This window comes from Lysinibacillus sphaericus (genome assembly GCF_001629735.1).
GTDB lineage: Bacteria > Bacillota > Bacilli > Bacillales_A > Planococcaceae > Lysinibacillus > Lysinibacillus pinottii.
In genome coordinates this window covers 3,548,955-3,566,314 of record NZ_CP015224.1, presented here as the reverse complement: position 1 = coordinate 3,566,314, position 17,360 = coordinate 3,548,955, and the positions used below count along the sequence as shown (strand labels likewise).

The 17,360-nt window shown below is 36.5% G+C and carries 17 protein-coding genes and 1 riboswitch; of the genes, 6 read left to right on the top strand and 11 right to left on the bottom strand.

Features of this window, described 5'->3' with window-relative positions:
- Nucleotides 1-43 precede the first annotated feature (43 nt).
- Nucleotides 44-874, top strand: coding sequence for a MerR family transcriptional regulator (locus A2J09_RS17510; RefSeq protein ID WP_012295972.1), 831 nt, complete (start codon nt 44-46; stop codon nt 872-874).
- A gap of 33 nt (nt 875-907) precedes the next feature.
- On the opposite strand, the gene A2J09_RS17505 is transcribed toward A2J09_RS17510, so the two are convergent.
- Nucleotides 908-2,317 (bottom strand): alpha/beta hydrolase family protein, encoded by a 1,410-nt coding sequence (locus A2J09_RS17505; protein WP_036162417.1) that lies wholly within the window; start codon nt 2,315-2,317, stop codon nt 908-910.
- 117 nt (nt 2,318-2,434) lie between these two features.
- A complete protein-coding gene (locus A2J09_RS17500) occupies nt 2,435-3,076 on the bottom strand; it encodes a TetR/AcrR family transcriptional regulator (protein WP_012295970.1) in 642 nt (213 codons plus the stop codon).
- Between the two features lie 285 nt (nt 3,077-3,361).
- Here A2J09_RS17500 and A2J09_RS17495 point away from each other — a divergent pair, with 285 nt between their 5' ends.
- Nucleotides 3,362-4,639 carry an SMI1/KNR4 family protein gene (locus tag A2J09_RS17495; protein ID WP_012295968.1) on the top strand — a complete coding sequence of 426 codons (1,278 nt, stop codon included), beginning with the start codon at nt 3,362-3,364 and terminating at the stop codon, nt 4,637-4,639.
- A gap of 29 nt (nt 4,640-4,668) precedes the next feature.
- Entirely contained in the window at nt 4,669-5,844 is a 1,176-nt protein-coding gene (locus A2J09_RS17490) for a DUF4272 domain-containing protein (RefSeq protein WP_036162416.1), read from the top strand.
- Between the two features lie 44 nt (nt 5,845-5,888).
- Here the strand turns inward: A2J09_RS17490 and A2J09_RS17485 are convergent, their stop codons facing one another.
- From A2J09_RS17485 to A2J09_RS17475, 3 genes are all read right to left on the bottom strand, one after another.
- Nucleotides 5,889-7,298, bottom strand: coding sequence for an erythromycin esterase family protein (locus A2J09_RS17485; RefSeq protein WP_012295966.1), 1,410 nt, complete (start codon nt 7,296-7,298; stop codon nt 5,889-5,891).
- 161 nt (nt 7,299-7,459) lie between these two features.
- Nucleotides 7,460-7,813: a hypothetical protein gene (locus A2J09_RS17480; RefSeq protein ID WP_012295965.1), complete on the bottom strand. Its 354-nt coding sequence runs from the start codon at nt 7,811-7,813 to the stop codon at nt 7,460-7,462.
- 22 nt (nt 7,814-7,835) lie between these two features.
- Complete coding sequence (locus A2J09_RS17475; protein WP_012295964.1) at nt 7,836-8,519, bottom strand: DUF2225 domain-containing protein; 684 nt, start codon at nt 8,517-8,519, stop codon at nt 7,836-7,838.
- 324 nt (nt 8,520-8,843) lie between these two features.
- Between A2J09_RS17475 and A2J09_RS17470 the strand changes: the two genes are divergently transcribed.
- Both A2J09_RS17470 and A2J09_RS17465 read left to right on the top strand, forming a co-directional pair.
- A complete protein-coding gene (locus A2J09_RS17470; RefSeq protein ID WP_031416644.1) occupies nt 8,844-9,617 on the top strand; it encodes a Cof-type HAD-IIB family hydrolase in 774 nt (257 codons plus the stop codon).
- A gap of 91 nt (nt 9,618-9,708) precedes the next feature.
- The gene (locus A2J09_RS17465) at nt 9,709-10,305 is read left to right on the top strand and encodes a DedA family protein (protein WP_012295962.1); all 597 of its coding nucleotides are present in this window, start codon (nt 9,709-9,711) and stop codon (nt 10,303-10,305) included.
- A 29-nt stretch (nt 10,306-10,334) separates the two neighbouring features.
- On the opposite strand, the gene A2J09_RS17460 is transcribed toward A2J09_RS17465, so the two are convergent.
- From A2J09_RS17460 to A2J09_RS17440, 5 genes are all read right to left on the bottom strand, one after another.
- Nucleotides 10,335-11,072, bottom strand: coding sequence for a cyclase family protein (locus A2J09_RS17460; RefSeq protein WP_031416641.1), 738 nt, complete (start codon nt 11,070-11,072; stop codon nt 10,335-10,337).
- A gap of 88 nt (nt 11,073-11,160) precedes the next feature.
- Nucleotides 11,161-11,267: riboswitch (SAM riboswitch) on the bottom strand.
- A gap of 100 nt (nt 11,268-11,367) precedes the next feature.
- Nucleotides 11,368-11,769, bottom strand: a complete 402-nt coding sequence (locus tag A2J09_RS17455; RefSeq protein ID WP_031416640.1) for a YuzC family spore coat inner layer protein — start codon at nt 11,767-11,769, stop codon at nt 11,368-11,370.
- A gap of 162 nt (nt 11,770-11,931) precedes the next feature.
- Nucleotides 11,932-13,503 (bottom strand): helix-turn-helix domain-containing protein, encoded by a 1,572-nt coding sequence (locus A2J09_RS17450; protein ID WP_036162414.1) that lies wholly within the window; start codon nt 13,501-13,503, stop codon nt 11,932-11,934.
- 78 nt (nt 13,504-13,581) lie between these two features.
- The gene (locus A2J09_RS17445) at nt 13,582-14,532 is read right to left on the bottom strand and encodes an ABC transporter substrate-binding protein (protein WP_012295958.1); all 951 of its coding nucleotides are present in this window, start codon (nt 14,530-14,532) and stop codon (nt 13,582-13,584) included.
- A 162-nt stretch (nt 14,533-14,694) separates the two neighbouring features.
- Nucleotides 14,695-15,879 (bottom strand): MFS transporter, encoded by a 1,185-nt coding sequence (locus tag A2J09_RS17440; protein ID WP_036162412.1) that lies wholly within the window; start codon nt 15,877-15,879, stop codon nt 14,695-14,697.
- Between the two features lie 109 nt (nt 15,880-15,988).
- Between A2J09_RS17440 and A2J09_RS17435 the strand changes: the two genes are divergently transcribed.
- Nucleotides 15,989-16,372, top strand: coding sequence for a winged helix-turn-helix transcriptional regulator (locus A2J09_RS17435; RefSeq protein ID WP_012295955.1), 384 nt, complete (start codon nt 15,989-15,991; stop codon nt 16,370-16,372).
- Nucleotides 16,373-16,425: 53 nt separating this feature from the next.
- Here A2J09_RS17435 and A2J09_RS17430 read toward each other — a convergent pair whose 3' ends face one another.
- Entirely contained in the window at nt 16,426-17,271 is an 846-nt protein-coding gene (locus A2J09_RS17430; protein WP_012295954.1) for an aldo/keto reductase, read from the bottom strand.
- Nucleotides 17,272-17,360: the final 89 nt, after the last annotated feature.

The window sequence follows — 17,360 nt, the reverse complement described above, 5'->3', positions numbered from 1 at the left end:
AAAGTATATAGTTACTATATAGTCAAGAGAGGATACTCAAAAAATGCTTAATAAAAATGTAAAATATTTTACAACTGGTGAATTTGCTAAAATATGCAAAGTTAATAAACAAACTTTAATTTATTACGATCAAATTGGCTTGCTATCTCCTGTTATGAAAGATAGTAAAGATTATCGATATTATTCACTCGCTCAGTATGATTTTTTTGGTGTCATTGAGTTATTAAAGGCTGTTGGCATGTCTTTGAAAGATATTCAGCAGTATATGGCTGAGAAATCACCTGAAAATTTTTTAGAATTGATGCATCTACAAAAGGAAATTGTTGCGAAAAAGCGGCAAGAACTGGAGATGATTGAAGGTATTATTGATGTCAAAATTGATTTAACGAAGGAGTCCCTACAACTTGATTTTGATAGCATTACAATTGAACATTTTCCAGAGGCAACCTTGTATTTAAGTCAAAATATTGAGGATTCAACGGAAGAACAATTTGTGAAGGCGGTCTCTGATTTTATTGATGAATTGGATCGCTCTCGCTTAGACACAGGTTATCCCATTGGCGGAATTACCAAAAGGGAGCAGGTATTAGCGGGCAACTATGATAATTATAGGTATTTATATATTGAACAGCCACATCCACAGGAAGGTCATCCTTATTTTAAAGCGATTGAAGGAAAGTTTATTGTTGGATACCATGTTGGAACATCTACGACACTAGGTGAAACTTACAAGCGATTATTTCAGGTCATGAGAGAACAGGGGTATGAACTGGGGCAATATGTTTATGAGGAATATATTTATGATGCGGTTATTAAAAACCGTGAAGAAGAATATGTAACAAAAATTATGGTGGAAATAAAAGAAGGCTGTTGATGCATCTCTGCCTATCAACAACCCCAAATGTACTTAATGCAATGTTAAGTTTATTTCCGGATGTGCCTTTTGTATTTTATTTAATTTATTGTCTTGGATTCCTTTTAAATTTTTATCGAAAAAGCCAAGTGATAATTCATTAATCAATTTATAAATTGCATTTACGTCTGCCCCAGATTCATTAATAATCGGCGAAACGGCTGCTAAATCTGTAAAACTTCCGTGATTTGTTTTTGGAATAATAGCTGTGTAGACACCAGGCTTTTCAATTGTTTTATTTCGTAGATAAGCTTCTGCAAACAATTCATCACGATTACCAGGCTGCTGGTTATACGCATCTTTCATAAAGTTAATGGATGCCTCAGCATTCATCAGCATAAAAGGCTTTTTAGGACCATTTTTTGGCATTGGATCGCCATATAACCCACCATCCATATCAATGGCTGCTTTAATACGATTATCCTTTACTAGCATTTGAGCTGAAGTAGCACCGCCAAAAGAATGACCTAGCATACCAATGCTATCGTAGTCAATTAGTGAGGCTATTGCACGAAAGTTCTTATCAAAATCGCCTTTAATGACTTCATCTAAAACAAATGATGCATCCTGCTCCCAAAGATGGATTCGATTATTCAAGAATGTAATGGTGTTTTCAATTGGTGTAAAATCAACCCGATCACCATCGGGGAATATTGTTGTTGCCGCATCACCTGTAAAGTTAAGAGCAACGACAATATAGCCATGACTCACTAATTCTTCTAGTTGGAAGGTATTTTGGCGACTATATAAACTCATACCATGTGCAAATAATAAAAGTGGAAATTTTTCTTTAGACTTTATAGCTGTGGCATCTTGATAAGAATGGGTTTTCGTCAGTCCTAAATGCGTTGTCGCGATATTGGGAAAACCCTGTGTCGTTGCTAACTGTTGTGTTAACGCATCTATATCTTTAAAGTAGGGTGACGGTTGTCCTGTCTCTTTTTCAGCAGGATAATAAACTTGAATCATCAGTTCGCGATTCACCTGATGATTAGGTACGACAAATTCTTTGCGATTCTTATCGGTCAGGTGAAATGTCTGTGTTCCTACTGTGTATTTTCCTGTTGGCTCAGGAAAAGACATGATTGGAAATAACGTTGGTAATGTGAACATTGTAATAGTGGCCACAACAATACCTGAAGTTTTAATTATTTTCATCCTTAATTTTTTTGAAACAATTGTACTTTTTGGCTTCACAAAAACTTGTAATGTTAATAACATCAAAACAAAATAAGCAGGGATCATGCGCCAGTTAGCACCAATTGTCATAACTGTTCCAATTAACAAAACATAATTGGTAGCTATCATAATAAGATTTATTGTAGTTACTCCACGTTGTCTAAAAGTTAGTGAGATACTCGATAGTATTAAAATAAGTGTAAATAGTACTTCTAAGGTTTTCATCATTTATCTCCTTTTTCATACATACAAATGTATGAAATTAATTAAAAATATTTTTAAGTATATATACATACGAATGTATGTATAAGATTAAAATAATAAACTACATATAGTAGTTTATTATTCCTGCACTTTATCAAATAATGCTAAAAAAACATCTTTCAATTCATCATTCATAAGTGGTATGCCAATTCCTTTGAACATCAAACTTATATGTTCAATTTTATGAATAAATTCAGCTCGGCTTACACGAAATATTTCAGGATTCATCCAAATGTCAAAAAGCATTGTAAAAGTTTCAGCTGCTTGCTTCGGGAAAGCAACTTGCAGTGAGCCGTCTTGATTGCCCTCATCAATAATTTTTTGAATTCCTGGTGCAACAACCTGAATTCCTTCTGTGATGCGGCTATAAACAAACTCGGCAGAATTCATTTTCAAATGAATCGAGGATAAGTTTTCTTCCTTTCCGCTTTGAGAAATTGAGAAAGAAATGCCTTGTCTTAAACGCTCTAAAGCATTTAAGTTTTCCAAATCTGAGATGTCATTAAAATAATTATTTGCTGTTAGCATTTCCTTTGTGATGGCATCAATAACATCAGCACGCGTTTTAAAATGATGATAAAATGCTCCTCTAGTAATATCCCCTACATCATCGACAATTTCTTGAATCGTTACATTATCCCAACCGTTTAAAGTAAATAATTTAACAGCTGATTCAATGATTCTTTTTCTCGTAACTTCTGGATATTTATTTCTGGCCATAAAATATCTCCTTATAGATACATTCGAATGTATTTATAATAATAGGCGCATCCTTCCAAATTGTCAACATGATACGATTTATGAGAATTGCTGAAGAAAACTGGAAAGAACTAGTAAAGGTAAGTAATTTAGCATATATTTTGAATTTAAATAGAAGTAAAATCCGAGTGTTTTTAGGCAAAGTAAAACCAAACTCTAATACATAAATGACTTTCTGACGATACATTAGTAGAGAAAAAAGTAGAGCATTATCCGAAATATTTTTCTAAGCATGGAGGAATAGATATGCAAATATGGGTTGATCGATGGACGCAATTATTAAAACAGCTTGAACAGCAGGGTGCTTGGATTCATCCACTGGAGATAAAGCCTATGGCTACTGTGCATGAACTATCAATGGTAGAGATGCGGCTCGGCGTCCCGATTCCTTCTGAGTTCCGTGATGTATTACTTCATTGTTCTCGGCAAGTGGGGGTGTATTGGTCTTTACCTGACGAGGCACTACTTCCTATTGAGCTGGAAGACACACCTTTAGGTGATTTTGGCTGGAGCTTGGAAGAACTCGAATTCCCTGATTTTGGCGGAGATAGTGATAATGCAAAAGAACAACTATACCTACAATTTCATACGGCTGGCAATGGTGATGCGCTTCTGATTAAGATTGAGGATGGTTCCGTTTGGTATTGGAGTCATGAGGGGGGTGAGTATGACCTTCTTGCCTTGAATTTTAAAGATTATGTAGAGAGAGCTACAACTTTAGGATGCATAGGGGCAGATTGTGGACAGTATCTACAGTTTTGTAGTGAAGGTGGACTAGATTTAAGTCTGACCACTTCTCAAATCTGGCTGAAGTGGTTTGAACAATTTTTAACTTCAACGTGGGAGAACGTTATGTATCAACTGGATACTTTACTCCTATATGTGTCGATGCATGGTATGAAGGATACTAGGGTTCGTGAAGCATTTACACGGTTAAATACTGGGGAAGTGTTTGCCGCACTTCAAAATCAAATTGAACAATCACGGCGTTTATCGGATAAAGAAGTATGGTGCAAAGTGCTAGTAGAGGTTTGTGCAACAGAGGCCAGTCATTGGGTGATGACACTTTGGGAAGACCAAAATGATTTGCCTACTAGTATTAGAGATTATTTAACCGCCTACTGTCTACCAGAAGAAGTGGGGTTATCACTTGTTCTTCAAGATATTGTAAAAAGGAGAATTGAATCTTATACAGCTTTACATCGACTACGTCATTTTCATAACCCTAGAACAATAGCATGGATGAAACGTTATGTTTCTTTTCCGATAGAGGGGTGGGATACGCTTTTAGTAGAATCACAGCCGAGTGCAGAAACTTTATTTGAGTGGTTGAATGGTAGGGAAGTAGAGCGTCAAATAGCAATACGAGCCGTATGCCAAATGTTGCAGCAGGGAATTAAACCGACAACTCCAGTGGATATGGAGAAATGGCTGTCATTGCTTATGTTTTGGAAGGACAATGAAGTACTACGAAAACATAAACAATTTTTTAGCCAAGCTCTAGAGGGCATTGAACTTTGGTGAAATCTAATAATTGTAAGGGGGAGAAATAATTGAACAATTTCACTATATTCGCTTCTATGAATAATACAAAAGAAATCGAATGTAAGATTTTCGATGTTTTTAGTAAAGGTTTTGCTATTGAAAAAAATGAAGATAACTATCTTATAAAATCCAAAGCATTTTTTAACAAATATAAATTGATGGTTAGGGTGATGTCTGAAGATACAAACTCAGAATACTTTGTCAATAATATCCCTGGAATGATGAGCTATTACAACAGTATTCCATTTGAGGATAACCATTTAAAAGAATTAGTTTTAACGCAAATTTCTGTGTTAAATACAGTAATTGCGATCGAATGTGAAAAAGAAATAAAGGATGAACAAATGCAGTTATGTTTGAGCCTGCTATTAACCATTGGAGGAATTGGATTTTTACCAAATGGTACCTTGTTAGACAAAGAAGGTGCAGTCATTGTTTATCCTGATGGGCAATCAGGGCCATCTAACTTTAGGCCTTATGCTTGTACACTGAAGGTGAGGGGACAAGAGGTGACATCGGAAGAAGGTCATCAAAGAAAGAATAAAACGATAGCGTATTTAAAAGAAAACGGTATTCCATACACAGATTCACTCCCGCAACTTCCGCCAATTGGAGCTTGTCAGCTTAAAGCCAAAGAGGATATTGCTAGAAGAGCTGTAGCTTTACTAATTGTTATTCAATTTGCTTGTGATGTGGCACAAGGAGAAAATGTTGAAGAATCAAGAGATTTCTTCATCAATATGTTGCATAAATATGAAGTCGAGGCAAATCTAACGGACAATGAAAGGGCCTTTTTATATGATCAACAACCAAATGCACAAGACGCCATTAATATTTCATGGCAATATGAAGCTTATTGGATACTGATTTGGGTACTGGGATTTGTTAAAGAGCTTGATTTCCCTGATGAAGTATGTGATTGTGAGTACGCTATTCAAGTTATTTCTAACTGCGAAACGTTTGAGCAATTTTATCTTCAAATTATGATGCGTAGTCAGAAAGAAATAATGGATGAAGCCGACAAGATATTCAGATTACACTGGGCGTGCGTAAATAGTCGTATACAAGAACGACCGGCTCCTGTTGGAATGAATGAAAGTATTGTTATGGAAAGACGTAGAGCCTTATTCTGGTTGATCGGTCATCAAAATGAAGAGTGGGAAACGATATCAATGGATACTTAGAAAGTAATAGCAAACTAGGATACTAGTTTGCTATATTATAAAGGTTATTTTACATATGTGGGTTTATTCACCTTATCAATTAAAAGAATACCATCGTATTGATCTCGTGGAACAAGACTTTCTTGGATAACTCCCCAGCTATAGGATAAGCGAGGTTCAAACATCCATGAGTTACCACGTTCATTTTGACGATTACGTAAATCAATGAATGTGTAAGGTTCGTTGACTGACGATACAATATCTTCTATGGATCCTTTTATAGGTGGTAAAACGGCCATCGTCTCGCCCATATTATTGGCAGTCTCTCCGCTTGTCATATATAGACCTAATACATAGCTGTATTTTTTGTAGATATCCGGTAAACGTTCACCCATTAATTTAACTGGATATGGGGAGCCCATTACGTCTGATTGTGCCTTACGAATATGGTCATTATGCGCCCAAACGATAAACTTTTCGGTTGGATAAACTTCCTCAGCTAGCCAAAGTAAGTTCTCCATCATTGCCTGATCACGCCACTCCATTGTTTTTAAAAATGACTCATATTTATTTTGCTCCATCTCGATGTTGGACTGAATTGTTAGCTCTACATATTCGTCTGCCAAACGGATACGGTCTGCTAAAGTGCGCTCCATCAATTTTACTATTTGAAGTTCATTCGGATAAACCTTTTGAAGCTCTTTTTCTTTCTGTTGAACTTGAGATTTTACTTGTTTATATACGTTGATAATAGCTGTTTTTTCTTTCTGGTAGCCTTTTAGATCTTTGCTAGAGCTCCACTCCGCGAGTTGCTTCTCCGCATCCCTAAACTGCTTAGCCAATTGTGGGGTTTGCAACCAATCCCCATTTGTAAATGCCCCTTGCTGTTGAATATCAAAGCCTGCTAGAACAAGAGGCTTCTCTGTAGCTTGAGTTGTTTTTGCATATTCAAAAAGAGGTAAAGTTTCTTTTGTCCACCATACTCCAAAAATAGCATCCTTCATTGTTTGTTGAGCAGCTTGTTTGTCAATTTTTCCTTGGGCATTCATGACATCGCCAAGACCACTTTCAAAGGCTAAAACATTGTAACCCATTTCTTGATGTAAAAATTGTATTAAACGTGTTTTAACGAGATTAAACTGTGCCACTCCATGAGAGCTTTCTCCTAAAAAAACAATGCGTTTATCGTGTAATATCGGCTTGAGCATCTCTAAATCCTCGAATTTATTAGAAGGGATTTTTTGCGAACTAGCTGGCTCTGGCTCAATGGAAGTCAAGCTGTAAGCATGATCATTCATCCATTTTTTCCAATCCTCTAATGTTTCAGTAGTAGTTCTAGCCTGTTGAACCACTCCGTATTTTTCCTGCTCCTTTAACGCAGGGGTAGCCGCTGAAGCACTTGCTATACCACTAAATACGATTAAGCCTGTCAGTGCTGTGTTTAATAAAGCTTTCCATTTTCTATAACTTTTCATTAAGAATCAGCCCTTTTCTTTATGTTAATCTCCTAAGTATAAGGGGCTATGTTTAAAGCATAGGAGAAGTTTGTTTAAATTTTGTTTAAATTTGGACTGATTATAAAAAAGAAAGCATCTCCATTTGTAAGGCAAGAAATACAAATGGGGATGCTCAATAGCTATTTATAATGATACGTACTAGCTCTAACATGGTTACGTTGAATTTGGTTAAACCATGCCCGATCCTTTTCCTCTTGATTTAGGGTGCCAATAATAGAGGAGGAGCAGCTCACGCAAATTTTCGCTTGAGTAATTTGTCCACATCTTTCACAAGGTGCTCCTAAATTTGGGAAAATGGAATTTTTTAATTTTCCGGCTTTGACCCATTTGTACAGTAGCTCAGATGATACACCTGTCAAAGTCACGACCTCTTCGTTTGTTAAATAACGATTATTTTTTCTTAATAAAAAGTGATGTAGCTCTGAAAAGATATCCTCTTCTCTCACATCTATCTTTTTTTGAAATAGCAACATAACTAGTCATCTCCTCGATACATCAATGAATGCTTTCATTAACTGTTATAGGTTGTTCATCATATTTATAATTTTCCCAACGATTACGTGCTAGCTTTCGATATTTTGGCGAGACGTTCCTATCAGCAATTAACCTTGAAAATCCTTTTTTAGCTTCTGTCATATCACCAAGTCGGAGGCTTAGCTCGGCATGTAAAAATTGAATTCGCTCTCCACCTTCCTGATTAGAAGCAAATGATTTACTGTAAAAATCTCTAGCGGCAAAAAGGTAGCGTTTTTCTGATTCTTCATCGTTTTTTATACGATATAACCAGGCAATTTTTAAGGCGAAATTAGCCATCAAAAGCGATTCTTCCATTGATGCGCGAGATACTAAGTAAGCAAGCTTAAAGCTTATAATGGCATCATCGATTGTACGCTCTTGACAGATACTCATAGGTTTCTGTAGCTCTTTAATGTATAGTTCATCTATAAGCTGCATGAAAGGTCCGTATGTACGTGTCATGGATTTATGGAAGGCAAAGCCACAATGTGGGCACACGGCAACTTCATACAGCAAAGGGTTAAGACCATCATAGACGGGCATGAAATCTGTTTGTTCCTCGATAATTTTATATCGATTTGGGCGTACTTTATACGTTGTAAAATGCTTTTTGCAAAATTTACAATCTACGCTACTTTCATAGTAGTAGATGTTAAATGCCATAAGAATCAACTCCTTTGCATGCTCAATAATATTATTTCTTTTGTTCTATTTATACGTAATCAATAATCGTTCAATGTATTTAATTCATTATCTTCCATTTTAACAATTCTGTGTTCTTTGGTATACTCCTTTGGAATTATAAAATTAAAAATAATACTCGTTTTTTTAGTTAAATATCATTAGAAATGTGCTTGTAATAGTATTTATCGGTGTAGTTAAAGTAAGTTATATAGTTACCGAAAAGTTTGTCGAATTATGTACAATTTATTTAATGGACAGTTCGAATTGTATAGTTCAAAAGTTTACTATGAGAGGGTGGAGCAGATGACGTATAAAATAGTATTTTTTGATGTGGATGGTACACTAATCAATTATGAGAATGGTGCTGTGGAGGAAAGTACGAGGCAGGCTATTCGACTATTACAGGAAAAGGGAATCTATCTTGTGGCTGCGACAGGAAGACCGTTGTCCATGTGTGAAGAGCTGAAAAATTTAGGGATTGAAACCTTTATTACGGCGAATGGGGCATATGTGAAACACAAGGATGTTGTGATACATAAAATTCCGATTGAGAAGGGCATTGTTCAAAATGTTCAAGCTTTTGCACAGCAACATCAGCATTCCTTAACATTTTTTACAGAACAACTTACGATGAATGATATACAAAATCCATTAGCCTTAAGCGCGATGCAAGAGACATTGTCTTTATGTGATTTTCCAGTTAGAAAAGAAAGCATTATGGATGAAGAGGTTTTTCTTATGTGCCTTTATGCTGATGAACAGGCTGAAAAAAGATTAGCTCGTCAATTTTCGAATATATTACGGCAACGATGGCATCCTTATATTGTGAATGTTTTACAGCAAGATGTGTCCAAGTCGATAGCCGTAAAGGCTGTACTGGATTATTTTGAGATTAATGCTAAGGATGCCATAGCTTTTGGAGATGGAGAGAATGATATAGATATGCTAGAGCTGGTTGGCCTTGGGGTAGCTATGGGGAATGGGAGCCAAGCTCTAAAAAATGTTGCAGATTTTGTTACAAAGAAGTCCATTGAAGGCGGCATAGATTTTGCTTTACGAAAGCTGCATATTATTTAACGACATGGAAAGGAAGTAAAGTGGAGGCTTGAGAGACTCTTTTGGTATACAGTTATGAGTATATAGAACAATGTATTAGGTGGGATGAAAAATGGCGCAGCATGTGCAATCTCTAATTGAACATTACGGGTATTTTGGCATCATCGTGATCCTAATTGGAGGCATTGTTGGGTTGCCACTTCCCGATGAAGTATTTTTAACTTATGTAGGCTATAGTGTTTATCGAGAAAGCCTTGGACATATCCCAGCTTTAGTAAGTGCTCTGATTGGCGCAATGGGGGGGATTACTTTAAGCTACTATATCGGCCGTCGATTTGGCTTACCGCTCTTGCAGAAATATGGGCCAAAGATTCATATAACTGAGCAAAAAATTGAATTTACTAAAAAAATGTTTATGAAAGTGGGGCCTTTTTTATTAATTGCTGGCTATTTTATTCCTGGTGTACGCCATCTAACAGCCTATATCGCCGCTATTAATAATTATCCATATAGGAAATTCGCTTTCTTTGCTTATACAGGGGCATTTATATGGACTTTTACATTTATAACCTTAGGAAAAGTGCTAGGAGAGAAATGGCGATTCGTCGGTTACTATTTATCTCATTACAGTATGTACGTCATCTTGCTGTTTGTCCTAGTCATGTTAATTGTTTATTATTTATTTAAAAAAAGAAACGTACAAAAGTAAAAGTCAGTAGGATTCCTACCGACTTTTTGTTATGGCAAGATGGCAAATGAACGTACAGGGAATCCAGATGCTTTTTCAGGCTTGGGTACTATATTAAAAATAATAGCACCTTTAGGAGGTAGCTTGTCTAAATTAGTCATGAGCTCAATTTGATAAGTGTCTTGATTGAGGACAAAATATTCACCAACCAATTGGCCACTTTGACGAAAATCAGTGGCAGAATCAGTATCAAAAGTTTCATGACCTATTGCACTTACTTTACGTTCCTTGAATAGAAATTGTAAGGCCTCCAAGCCCCAACCTGGGAGATGATTATCTCCATTGACATCTTTATTACTAAATGCCTCTTTATCTGGCCAACGCTTACTCCAATCTGTTCGCAGTGCCACAAATGTACCTTCTTCAATCTGTCCATAGTGTGTCTCGAATTCTAGAATATCTTGTACACTGAGCGTAAAGTCATGATTACTAGCAGCCTCCTGTGATTTATCAATGACGATAAGCGGAAGAACAAGCTCCTTTAGTGCTAATTCATCTAGAAATCGAGTATCTCTTACAAAGTGAATGGGTGGGTCAATATGTGTTCCATATTGTCCAGGAAAAGAAAACTGCTGTGCAAAAAATCCATCATCATGCGAGAATAATGTTTCAAATTTAGCATCTTCAAACATGAAAAAATGAGGTGAGTCTGGGCCGAAGGTATGTGTCAAATCGACCCACTGTTTTGATTTTAGTAAGTGCAATGCTTGTAAAAGTTCGTTAGACATTAAATTCCCTGCTTTCTAAAAGTAGTAGTCAATAAAAAAGAGTCCTCAATCGAAGAGGACTCCCGGAATCAAACATAGGTAGTGCGTCTTCTCATCTTTCAGGCTTAAATTTTGCCAATAGGAATTAGCACCATACTGCTTGAGCTGGTTGCTGAGACTTCATCGGGCCGATCCCTCCGTCTCTCTAGATAAGAAATAGGATATAAGAATTTTCAGAAATAATAGTATAAATACTTTAACATATATTTTTATAGTTTACAACTTTGATAGGATTACAGGGTTAAAATTAATTTACTTACCAATTCAAAATTAACGTTACTCGACAGCAGGCACTATCCATAAGCTGTATTCTAAAATTATCTGGTGTATAGTTGGTTTCAAATTTTGTAGTAATGCCTGTGGATGTAATTAATTTTTCGACCTCTGTTTTATTTGAAAGCTGTGCAGCATTCTTTAAGTCATGTGCAAATTGTTGAGAACTATCAATTTTATCTGTAAGTAATTGTGCCTGCTGCATAATCGTCTTTATCCGCGTAGCTGAAGATATTAATTTTTGTGTATCAACAGGGGGAAAGGGACTATTACTAGTCGGCATTGCTAAATGTTGTGAAAAGGTTCTAGCTGCAAGTTGATGGTCTGTCGATGGTATCGGGTAATGGTAGGGGTGAATAAAATAAGGATAAGGATTATAATACAAATCAATTCCTCCTAGCCAGAAGCTGATATCTTATCTTATGTATCATGATCTTTTTAGGTGTTTGAATAACGCCATTCCTGTACTGAAGTGTTAATATACTATGCTGAATGGTATGCCACACAAACTAAAAAAGGAAGCGATGGCGCGCTTCCCTTTTGTTCTTTAGCCAAGAACGTTTAATACATCATCTATTTTTTTGCTATGTGACAGGATTCCATAATTCATCCACGTTAAAAAATCCACCTCATAGACACAGTTTCTTTTAACAGCCCTTAGGTTTTTCCACATAGAGGATGTTAAAATAGTACGCTCTTCATTCTCATAAATGGAGTGTTGCTTGTCGAAGGTGATAAACAAATGATCAGCTTCTAGTTGTTGCAGCTGATTTGAAGTCAGATGAGCTTTACGCTGATTAAGCGGTATTTTCCACACCAATGGATCAGGCGTTAAGCCTAAGTCACGGTATAGAATTGGCCCTGTATAACCGCAATCAGGGCCAGCATACAGTGTAATGCCAATGGCTGAAATGCGAAGAAATGCCACACTTTGTCCGTAAACGGATCTACCTAGAATTTTTCGAGCCCTCTGTACCTTGTCCTCATATTCCGTAATAATATCTTGCATCATAGCGGTTTTCCCTGTTAAATCTGCAATTTTAAATAGAGTCGATTGCCAGTCCTCTCCAGGGTTGTTTAGGTGACAGATTGGGGCCAACTTATTTAAATGAAGACAGGTTTCCCAACGCTCTATACCAGCATCTAACATAATTAATGTTGGTTTATAGTGAAAGAGGTGTTCCATTTTTCCATACTGTACATCGATATCAGGCACATCCTGTAGACCTAAATAGTCTTGTTTTCCCCACTTGGAATGACTGAATTGCGCAATGGGCGTAATACCTAAAGCTACAAAGAAGTCCTCTAAGAATGGTGCGAATACACGTACATTATTGCTCTGACTTCGTCGGAATTGCCCTGGGGAAATACCTACATGCTCTTTAAAACGACGATTGAAATAGTATTCATTATTAAAGCCAATAGACTGACTTATTTCAAATACACGATCATTCGTTGTCATTAATAACTGTTTGGCTTTTTCAATACGTATACTATTTAAATAATACAGAGGTATTTGTCCCGTAATATCTTTAAAAATGCGTGAGTAACTCCATTTTGGTACACCTGCCAGTTCTGCTAGCTGTTCGACAGTCCAATCCTTTCCAAAGTGGTTGTGCAAATATTGGATAGATTGCTCTACAGATTGACGATCACTTTGTTGTAGAGGCTTCGTTCGGTTTTGCTCAAAAATAAATAATATCAATTCTTGGAAACGAACATGCTGCTCAAAAACAGTGTGCTCATCTTTTGTTTGACGACACCGATAAATAGCTTCTAATAGTCTATTGCATTGAGAGAAGGGAAGAAGACGTAGTTCTCTAACACTTGTAAAGAGACTAGTAGGAGTATGAGCTTCACTAAGATAAATCGTATTAAATGTCAATTGGTAATAGCAGAGTGTCTCATCGGCAATGTGAATTTCGACAGGGCTATTAGGTGGAATAATCACACATTTTCCTTTCATAAGGTGGATAGTTTCATGGTTTGTCTTAAGTGTTCCGTTACCACTAATAAGGATGAAAAGAGAATAGTATGTATTGCTATATGACTGCATACCTGCTGAGAGAATAGTATATGAAATAGTTTGTAAATGATAGATTTGTATTAAATTACCCATTGTCCACGCACTCCTAAGTAAAGTTTAAATTTGGAAAACAACACAAAGAAAGCCCCATAAAGAGCTTTCTATTGTAAATTATTTCACGAACCATTTCTCAAGATCATCATATTTTAGTAGGTTTGCAGTAATGGCACCAGACTGCCAATAAGTTCGATCAGCAATATAAACTTGTCCATTTTTTACAGCAGGAACTGTATTCCAAAGCGTACTATCTAACCATTTAATCGCCTCTTGATTTTCTTCAGTTTCCCAAGTGCCATTTGAAGGGAAGAGTATAATATGATCAGCATCTAATTCTGGAATAGCTTCTTCAGACAAGACCTCGTGGAACTCTGTCATATCCCGAGCTAATGGATGTGGATTTAAACCAGCTTCCGTATAAATGTAGCCCGTGTAGCGATTCTTTATACCGAATAATGCCAACGTTTTATCTGCCACATTTAGGCGGACAACGGCAACAGTTTCGTCACCAACGGATTCTTCTAACTTAGCTTTTAAATTCGTAACACGTTCCTCATATTTATCAACGATTTCATTCGCTTTCTCAGGGATATTTAAAACATCAGCTATCGTTTTCACAATTTCACGTGGATCTTGTAGTATGTCTTCTTTTAAGCGATAAGTAGGTGCAATCTTTGAATATTCTTCATACTTTGCCTTATCTGCTGCACCATCTACAATGATTAAATCCGGCTTAGCTTGAAGTAATGTTTCTAGACTACCTGTAACGTCAAACTCAGGTACGTCTAAGCCTAAATAATCTTGTTTACCCCAGGAAGGGTGATACCATTGCACAACAGGCTTGACATCTAAGGCAGTTAAATAATCTTCCATATAGATGGCTGCTACTCGCTGTGGATTTGTTGGAATTGTTACTTCTCCAAACTCATCCTCTACAACTCGTGTATCTTCTTTTGTTGGATTCACACTCTCTGAACTTGTTTGTGTTTCATTTGAACCACAGGCACTTAAAACGAACAGCAGTACAAGAATAAGTACAAATGTAAAATATCGACTGATACGCATGGCTATTCACTCCTATAAATTTACTAAAAACTGATAAATGTTTATCTTAATTTAGAATGATAATCATTCTCGTTTGATTCAAATAAATTATAGGATACCATATAAAAACAAACAATACATATTCTCAACATCTTTTTTATACAAAATGAAGAGTTTAGAGTCCTATTGATTCTTTTTATCAAAAAGTAGCCATAGGAGTGTAACGACCGCTGCCAGCATAACCATAAGGAATCCATATACAGGCGTTTGTGCTAATGATTGATGACGAATAATAAAACCACCCATATACGAACCTAAAAATATACCAATATTGAAAGCAGAAATATTTAATGCAGAGGCCATTGAAATAGCTGATGGTATATATTTTTCAGACAGTATAACTGCATATAGTTGCAAGCCTGGGACATTCATGAACATAAATAAGCCCATTATTAGGACCATGAATAACCCAATAATTGGCGATTCAAGAGTAAAGCCAATACCAAGTAAAGCTAATGCAAGTCCTACAAAAATAATAAAGATGGAACGAAGCGGATTTTGATTTGCAAAATGGCCTCCTAGTGTATTACCAATAGCAACGCAAATACCATAGACAACTAATATAATAACTACCGCGTGTGGTGAGTAACCCATATATTGCTCTAAAATAGGTGAAACATACGTGTAGACCACAAAGGCACCACCATAGCCAATTGCTGTAATGAAAAGAATTAATAACATTCGAATATTGCCTAATACTTTACCGATATCACGAAGAGAGATTGGGTTACCTTTTGATAATTGGCTTGGTACTAACAAAGCATTACTTATTAAACCAATTATCCCTATAATAACAATAAAAATGAATGACATACGCCAGTCTGTTACCTGTCCAATGAATGTACCTAATGGGACACCCGTCACAGTAGCTAATGTAAGTCCAGTAAACATAAAGGCAATTGCACTTGCGCGTTTATTTGGTTCAACTACATCTGCCGCTATGACAGAAGCGATGGACATAAACACACCGTGTGCTAATGCTGAAATAATACGTCCTATTAATAAAATCGAGAAATTTGGTGCCATAGCTGCAGTTAAGTTCCCAATTATAAAGATTGTCATGACTAACAATAAAACAGTTTTTCGACTAAGGCGAGATGTTAGGGCTGTTAATAATGGAGCTCCAACAGTAACGCCTAATGCGTATATTGAAACAGTTAAGCCAGCTGTGCTTAAAGATATACCGAAGTCATCTGTCATTAACGGTAAAAGCCCAACACTGATAAATTCAGTGGACCCTATTCCAAAAGCACTGATTGCAAGTGCTAGCAAAGTTAATTTAACACTTGGCTTTTTTGAATGTGACATACTACTAATATCTCCTTTGATTTTTTTTATCATGTATAGTAATATTCATACATACCTAAAAGATATGTAGAGTACTTTTGGTTACTTTTGAATATAACGGGGGTTTACAATGCAAAAAATTTATAATATTGGTGTAGAAGCTACACTTGAAGTCATTGGTGGTAAATGGAAACCAGTCATTCTTTGTCATTTAAACCACCATGGTAAAATTCGCACAAATGAGTTTCGACGATTAATTCCAGGAATCTCGCAAAAAATGCTCACTAGTCAATTAAGAGAGTTAGAGCAAGCTGGATTGATCCTTCGAAAGGTCTTCAATCAAGTTCCGCCGAAAGTTGAATATTCCTTAACGCCTTATGGACAAGGAATGGAGCCTATTTTAAACATGCTTTGTACTTGGGGCGAGAAGCATGTTGAAGTATTACAGGATAAAGGCGAAGATGTACTATTAAAACAACGTGACGAAGATATAGCTATGCAGCAAACATCGTAATGAGGGAAAAAGAGACTGTCAAACACGCGACAGTCTCTTTTCCTTTTTAATGCTTATAGAGCGAAGTCATATTCATCAGGATTAGGTCCAACACGTTGTTCAAGGTTCATCGCATTGATGATAGCCATCTCTGCTTCTGTTAAAGTAAAGTCAAAGATATCGGCGTTTTGTATCATGCGTTCTCTACGCACAGATTTAGGAATAGTAATCACGCCATTTTGTACATCCCAACGCAAAATAACTTGAGAGTTTGATTTTCCGTATTTTGCTGCTATTTTAGAAATCGTTTCATCTTCAAGAAGCCCACCTTGCATTAAAGGTGCCCATGCTTCAAGTTGAATTTGGTGCTCTTTACAGAATGAACGAAGCTCCGCTTGCTGTAAGCGTGGGTGGAATTCCACCTGATTCACAACAGGTTTAATACGAGCAAATGATAATAAGTTTTCCAAGTGTGCCACAGTGAAATTACATACGCCAATGGCTTTGATCTTACCTTGTTTATATAGGTCTTCAAGAGCTTTCCAAGATTCAGCAAACTTATCTTTACCTGGCCAATGAATCAGGTAAAGATCTAAATAATCTAACCCTAACTTTTGTAGGCTCTCTTCATAGGCAGCCTTCGTTTCATCAGAGCTTAATCCATCATTCCACACTTTTGATGTTATAAACAGATCTTCACGATTTAAGCCAGTCGATGCTAGCGCCTGTTTAATGCCTTCCCCGACACCTACTTCATTGCCATAAATAGCGGCAGTATCGAGGCTGCGATAGCCAACTTCTATAGCGTTTTTAACCATTTCAGCAGTAGCATCATTTGCTACTTGAAAAACACCTAATCCCATACCAGGCATTTGAAGACCGTTATTTAATGTAATTGTATCTTGTAAATGATTAATCATTGCGATTCCTCCAATTGTTTGGATTGCTTATTGCTTTTTCATTATGCTGCTAACATACCTTCAAAAAAAGTACGCACTTTTTTGTGTCA

Excerpts from the sequence above, each read along its gene's own strand:
- A2J09_RS17505 (WP_036162417.1), bottom strand. The coding sequence starts at position 2,317 with ATGAAAACCTTAGAAGTACTATTTACACTTATTTTAATACTATCGAGT.
- A2J09_RS17440 (WP_036162412.1), bottom strand. The coding sequence starts at position 15,879 with ATGTCACATTCAAAAAAGCCAAGTGTTAAATTAACTTTGCTAGCACTT.
- A2J09_RS17435 (WP_012295955.1), top strand. The coding sequence starts at position 15,989 with ATGCAAAAAATTTATAATATTGGTGTAGAAGCTACACTTGAAGTCATT.
- A2J09_RS17475 (WP_012295964.1), bottom strand. The coding sequence starts at position 8,519 with ATGGCATTTAACATCTACTACTATGAAAGTAGCGTAGATTGTAAATTT.
- A2J09_RS17460 (WP_031416641.1), bottom strand. The coding sequence starts at position 11,072 with ATGTCTAACGAACTTTTACAAGCATTGCACTTACTAAAATCAAAACAG.
- A2J09_RS17500 (WP_012295970.1), bottom strand. The coding sequence starts at position 3,076 with ATGGCCAGAAATAAATATCCAGAAGTTACGAGAAAAAGAATCATTGAA.
- A2J09_RS17485 (WP_012295966.1), bottom strand. The coding sequence starts at position 7,298 with ATGAAAAGTTATAGAAAATGGAAAGCTTTATTAAACACAGCACTGACA.
- A2J09_RS17480 (WP_012295965.1), bottom strand. The coding sequence starts at position 7,813 with ATGTTGCTATTTCAAAAAAAGATAGATGTGAGAGAAGAGGATATCTTT.
- A2J09_RS17495 (WP_012295968.1), top strand. The coding sequence starts at position 3,362 with ATGCAAATATGGGTTGATCGATGGACGCAATTATTAAAACAGCTTGAA.
- A2J09_RS17430 (WP_012295954.1), bottom strand. The coding sequence starts at position 17,271 with ATGATTAATCATTTACAAGATACAATTACATTAAATAACGGTCTTCAA.
- A2J09_RS17470 (WP_031416644.1), top strand. The coding sequence starts at position 8,844 with ATGACGTATAAAATAGTATTTTTTGATGTGGATGGTACACTAATCAAT.
- A2J09_RS17510 (WP_012295972.1), top strand. The coding sequence starts at position 44 with ATGCTTAATAAAAATGTAAAATATTTTACAACTGGTGAATTTGCTAAA.
- A2J09_RS17450 (WP_036162414.1), bottom strand. The coding sequence starts at position 13,503 with ATGGGTAATTTAATACAAATCTATCATTTACAAACTATTTCATATACT.
- A2J09_RS17465 (WP_012295962.1), top strand. The coding sequence starts at position 9,709 with ATGGCGCAGCATGTGCAATCTCTAATTGAACATTACGGGTATTTTGGC.
- A2J09_RS17445 (WP_012295958.1), bottom strand. The coding sequence starts at position 14,532 with ATGCGTATCAGTCGATATTTTACATTTGTACTTATTCTTGTACTGCTG.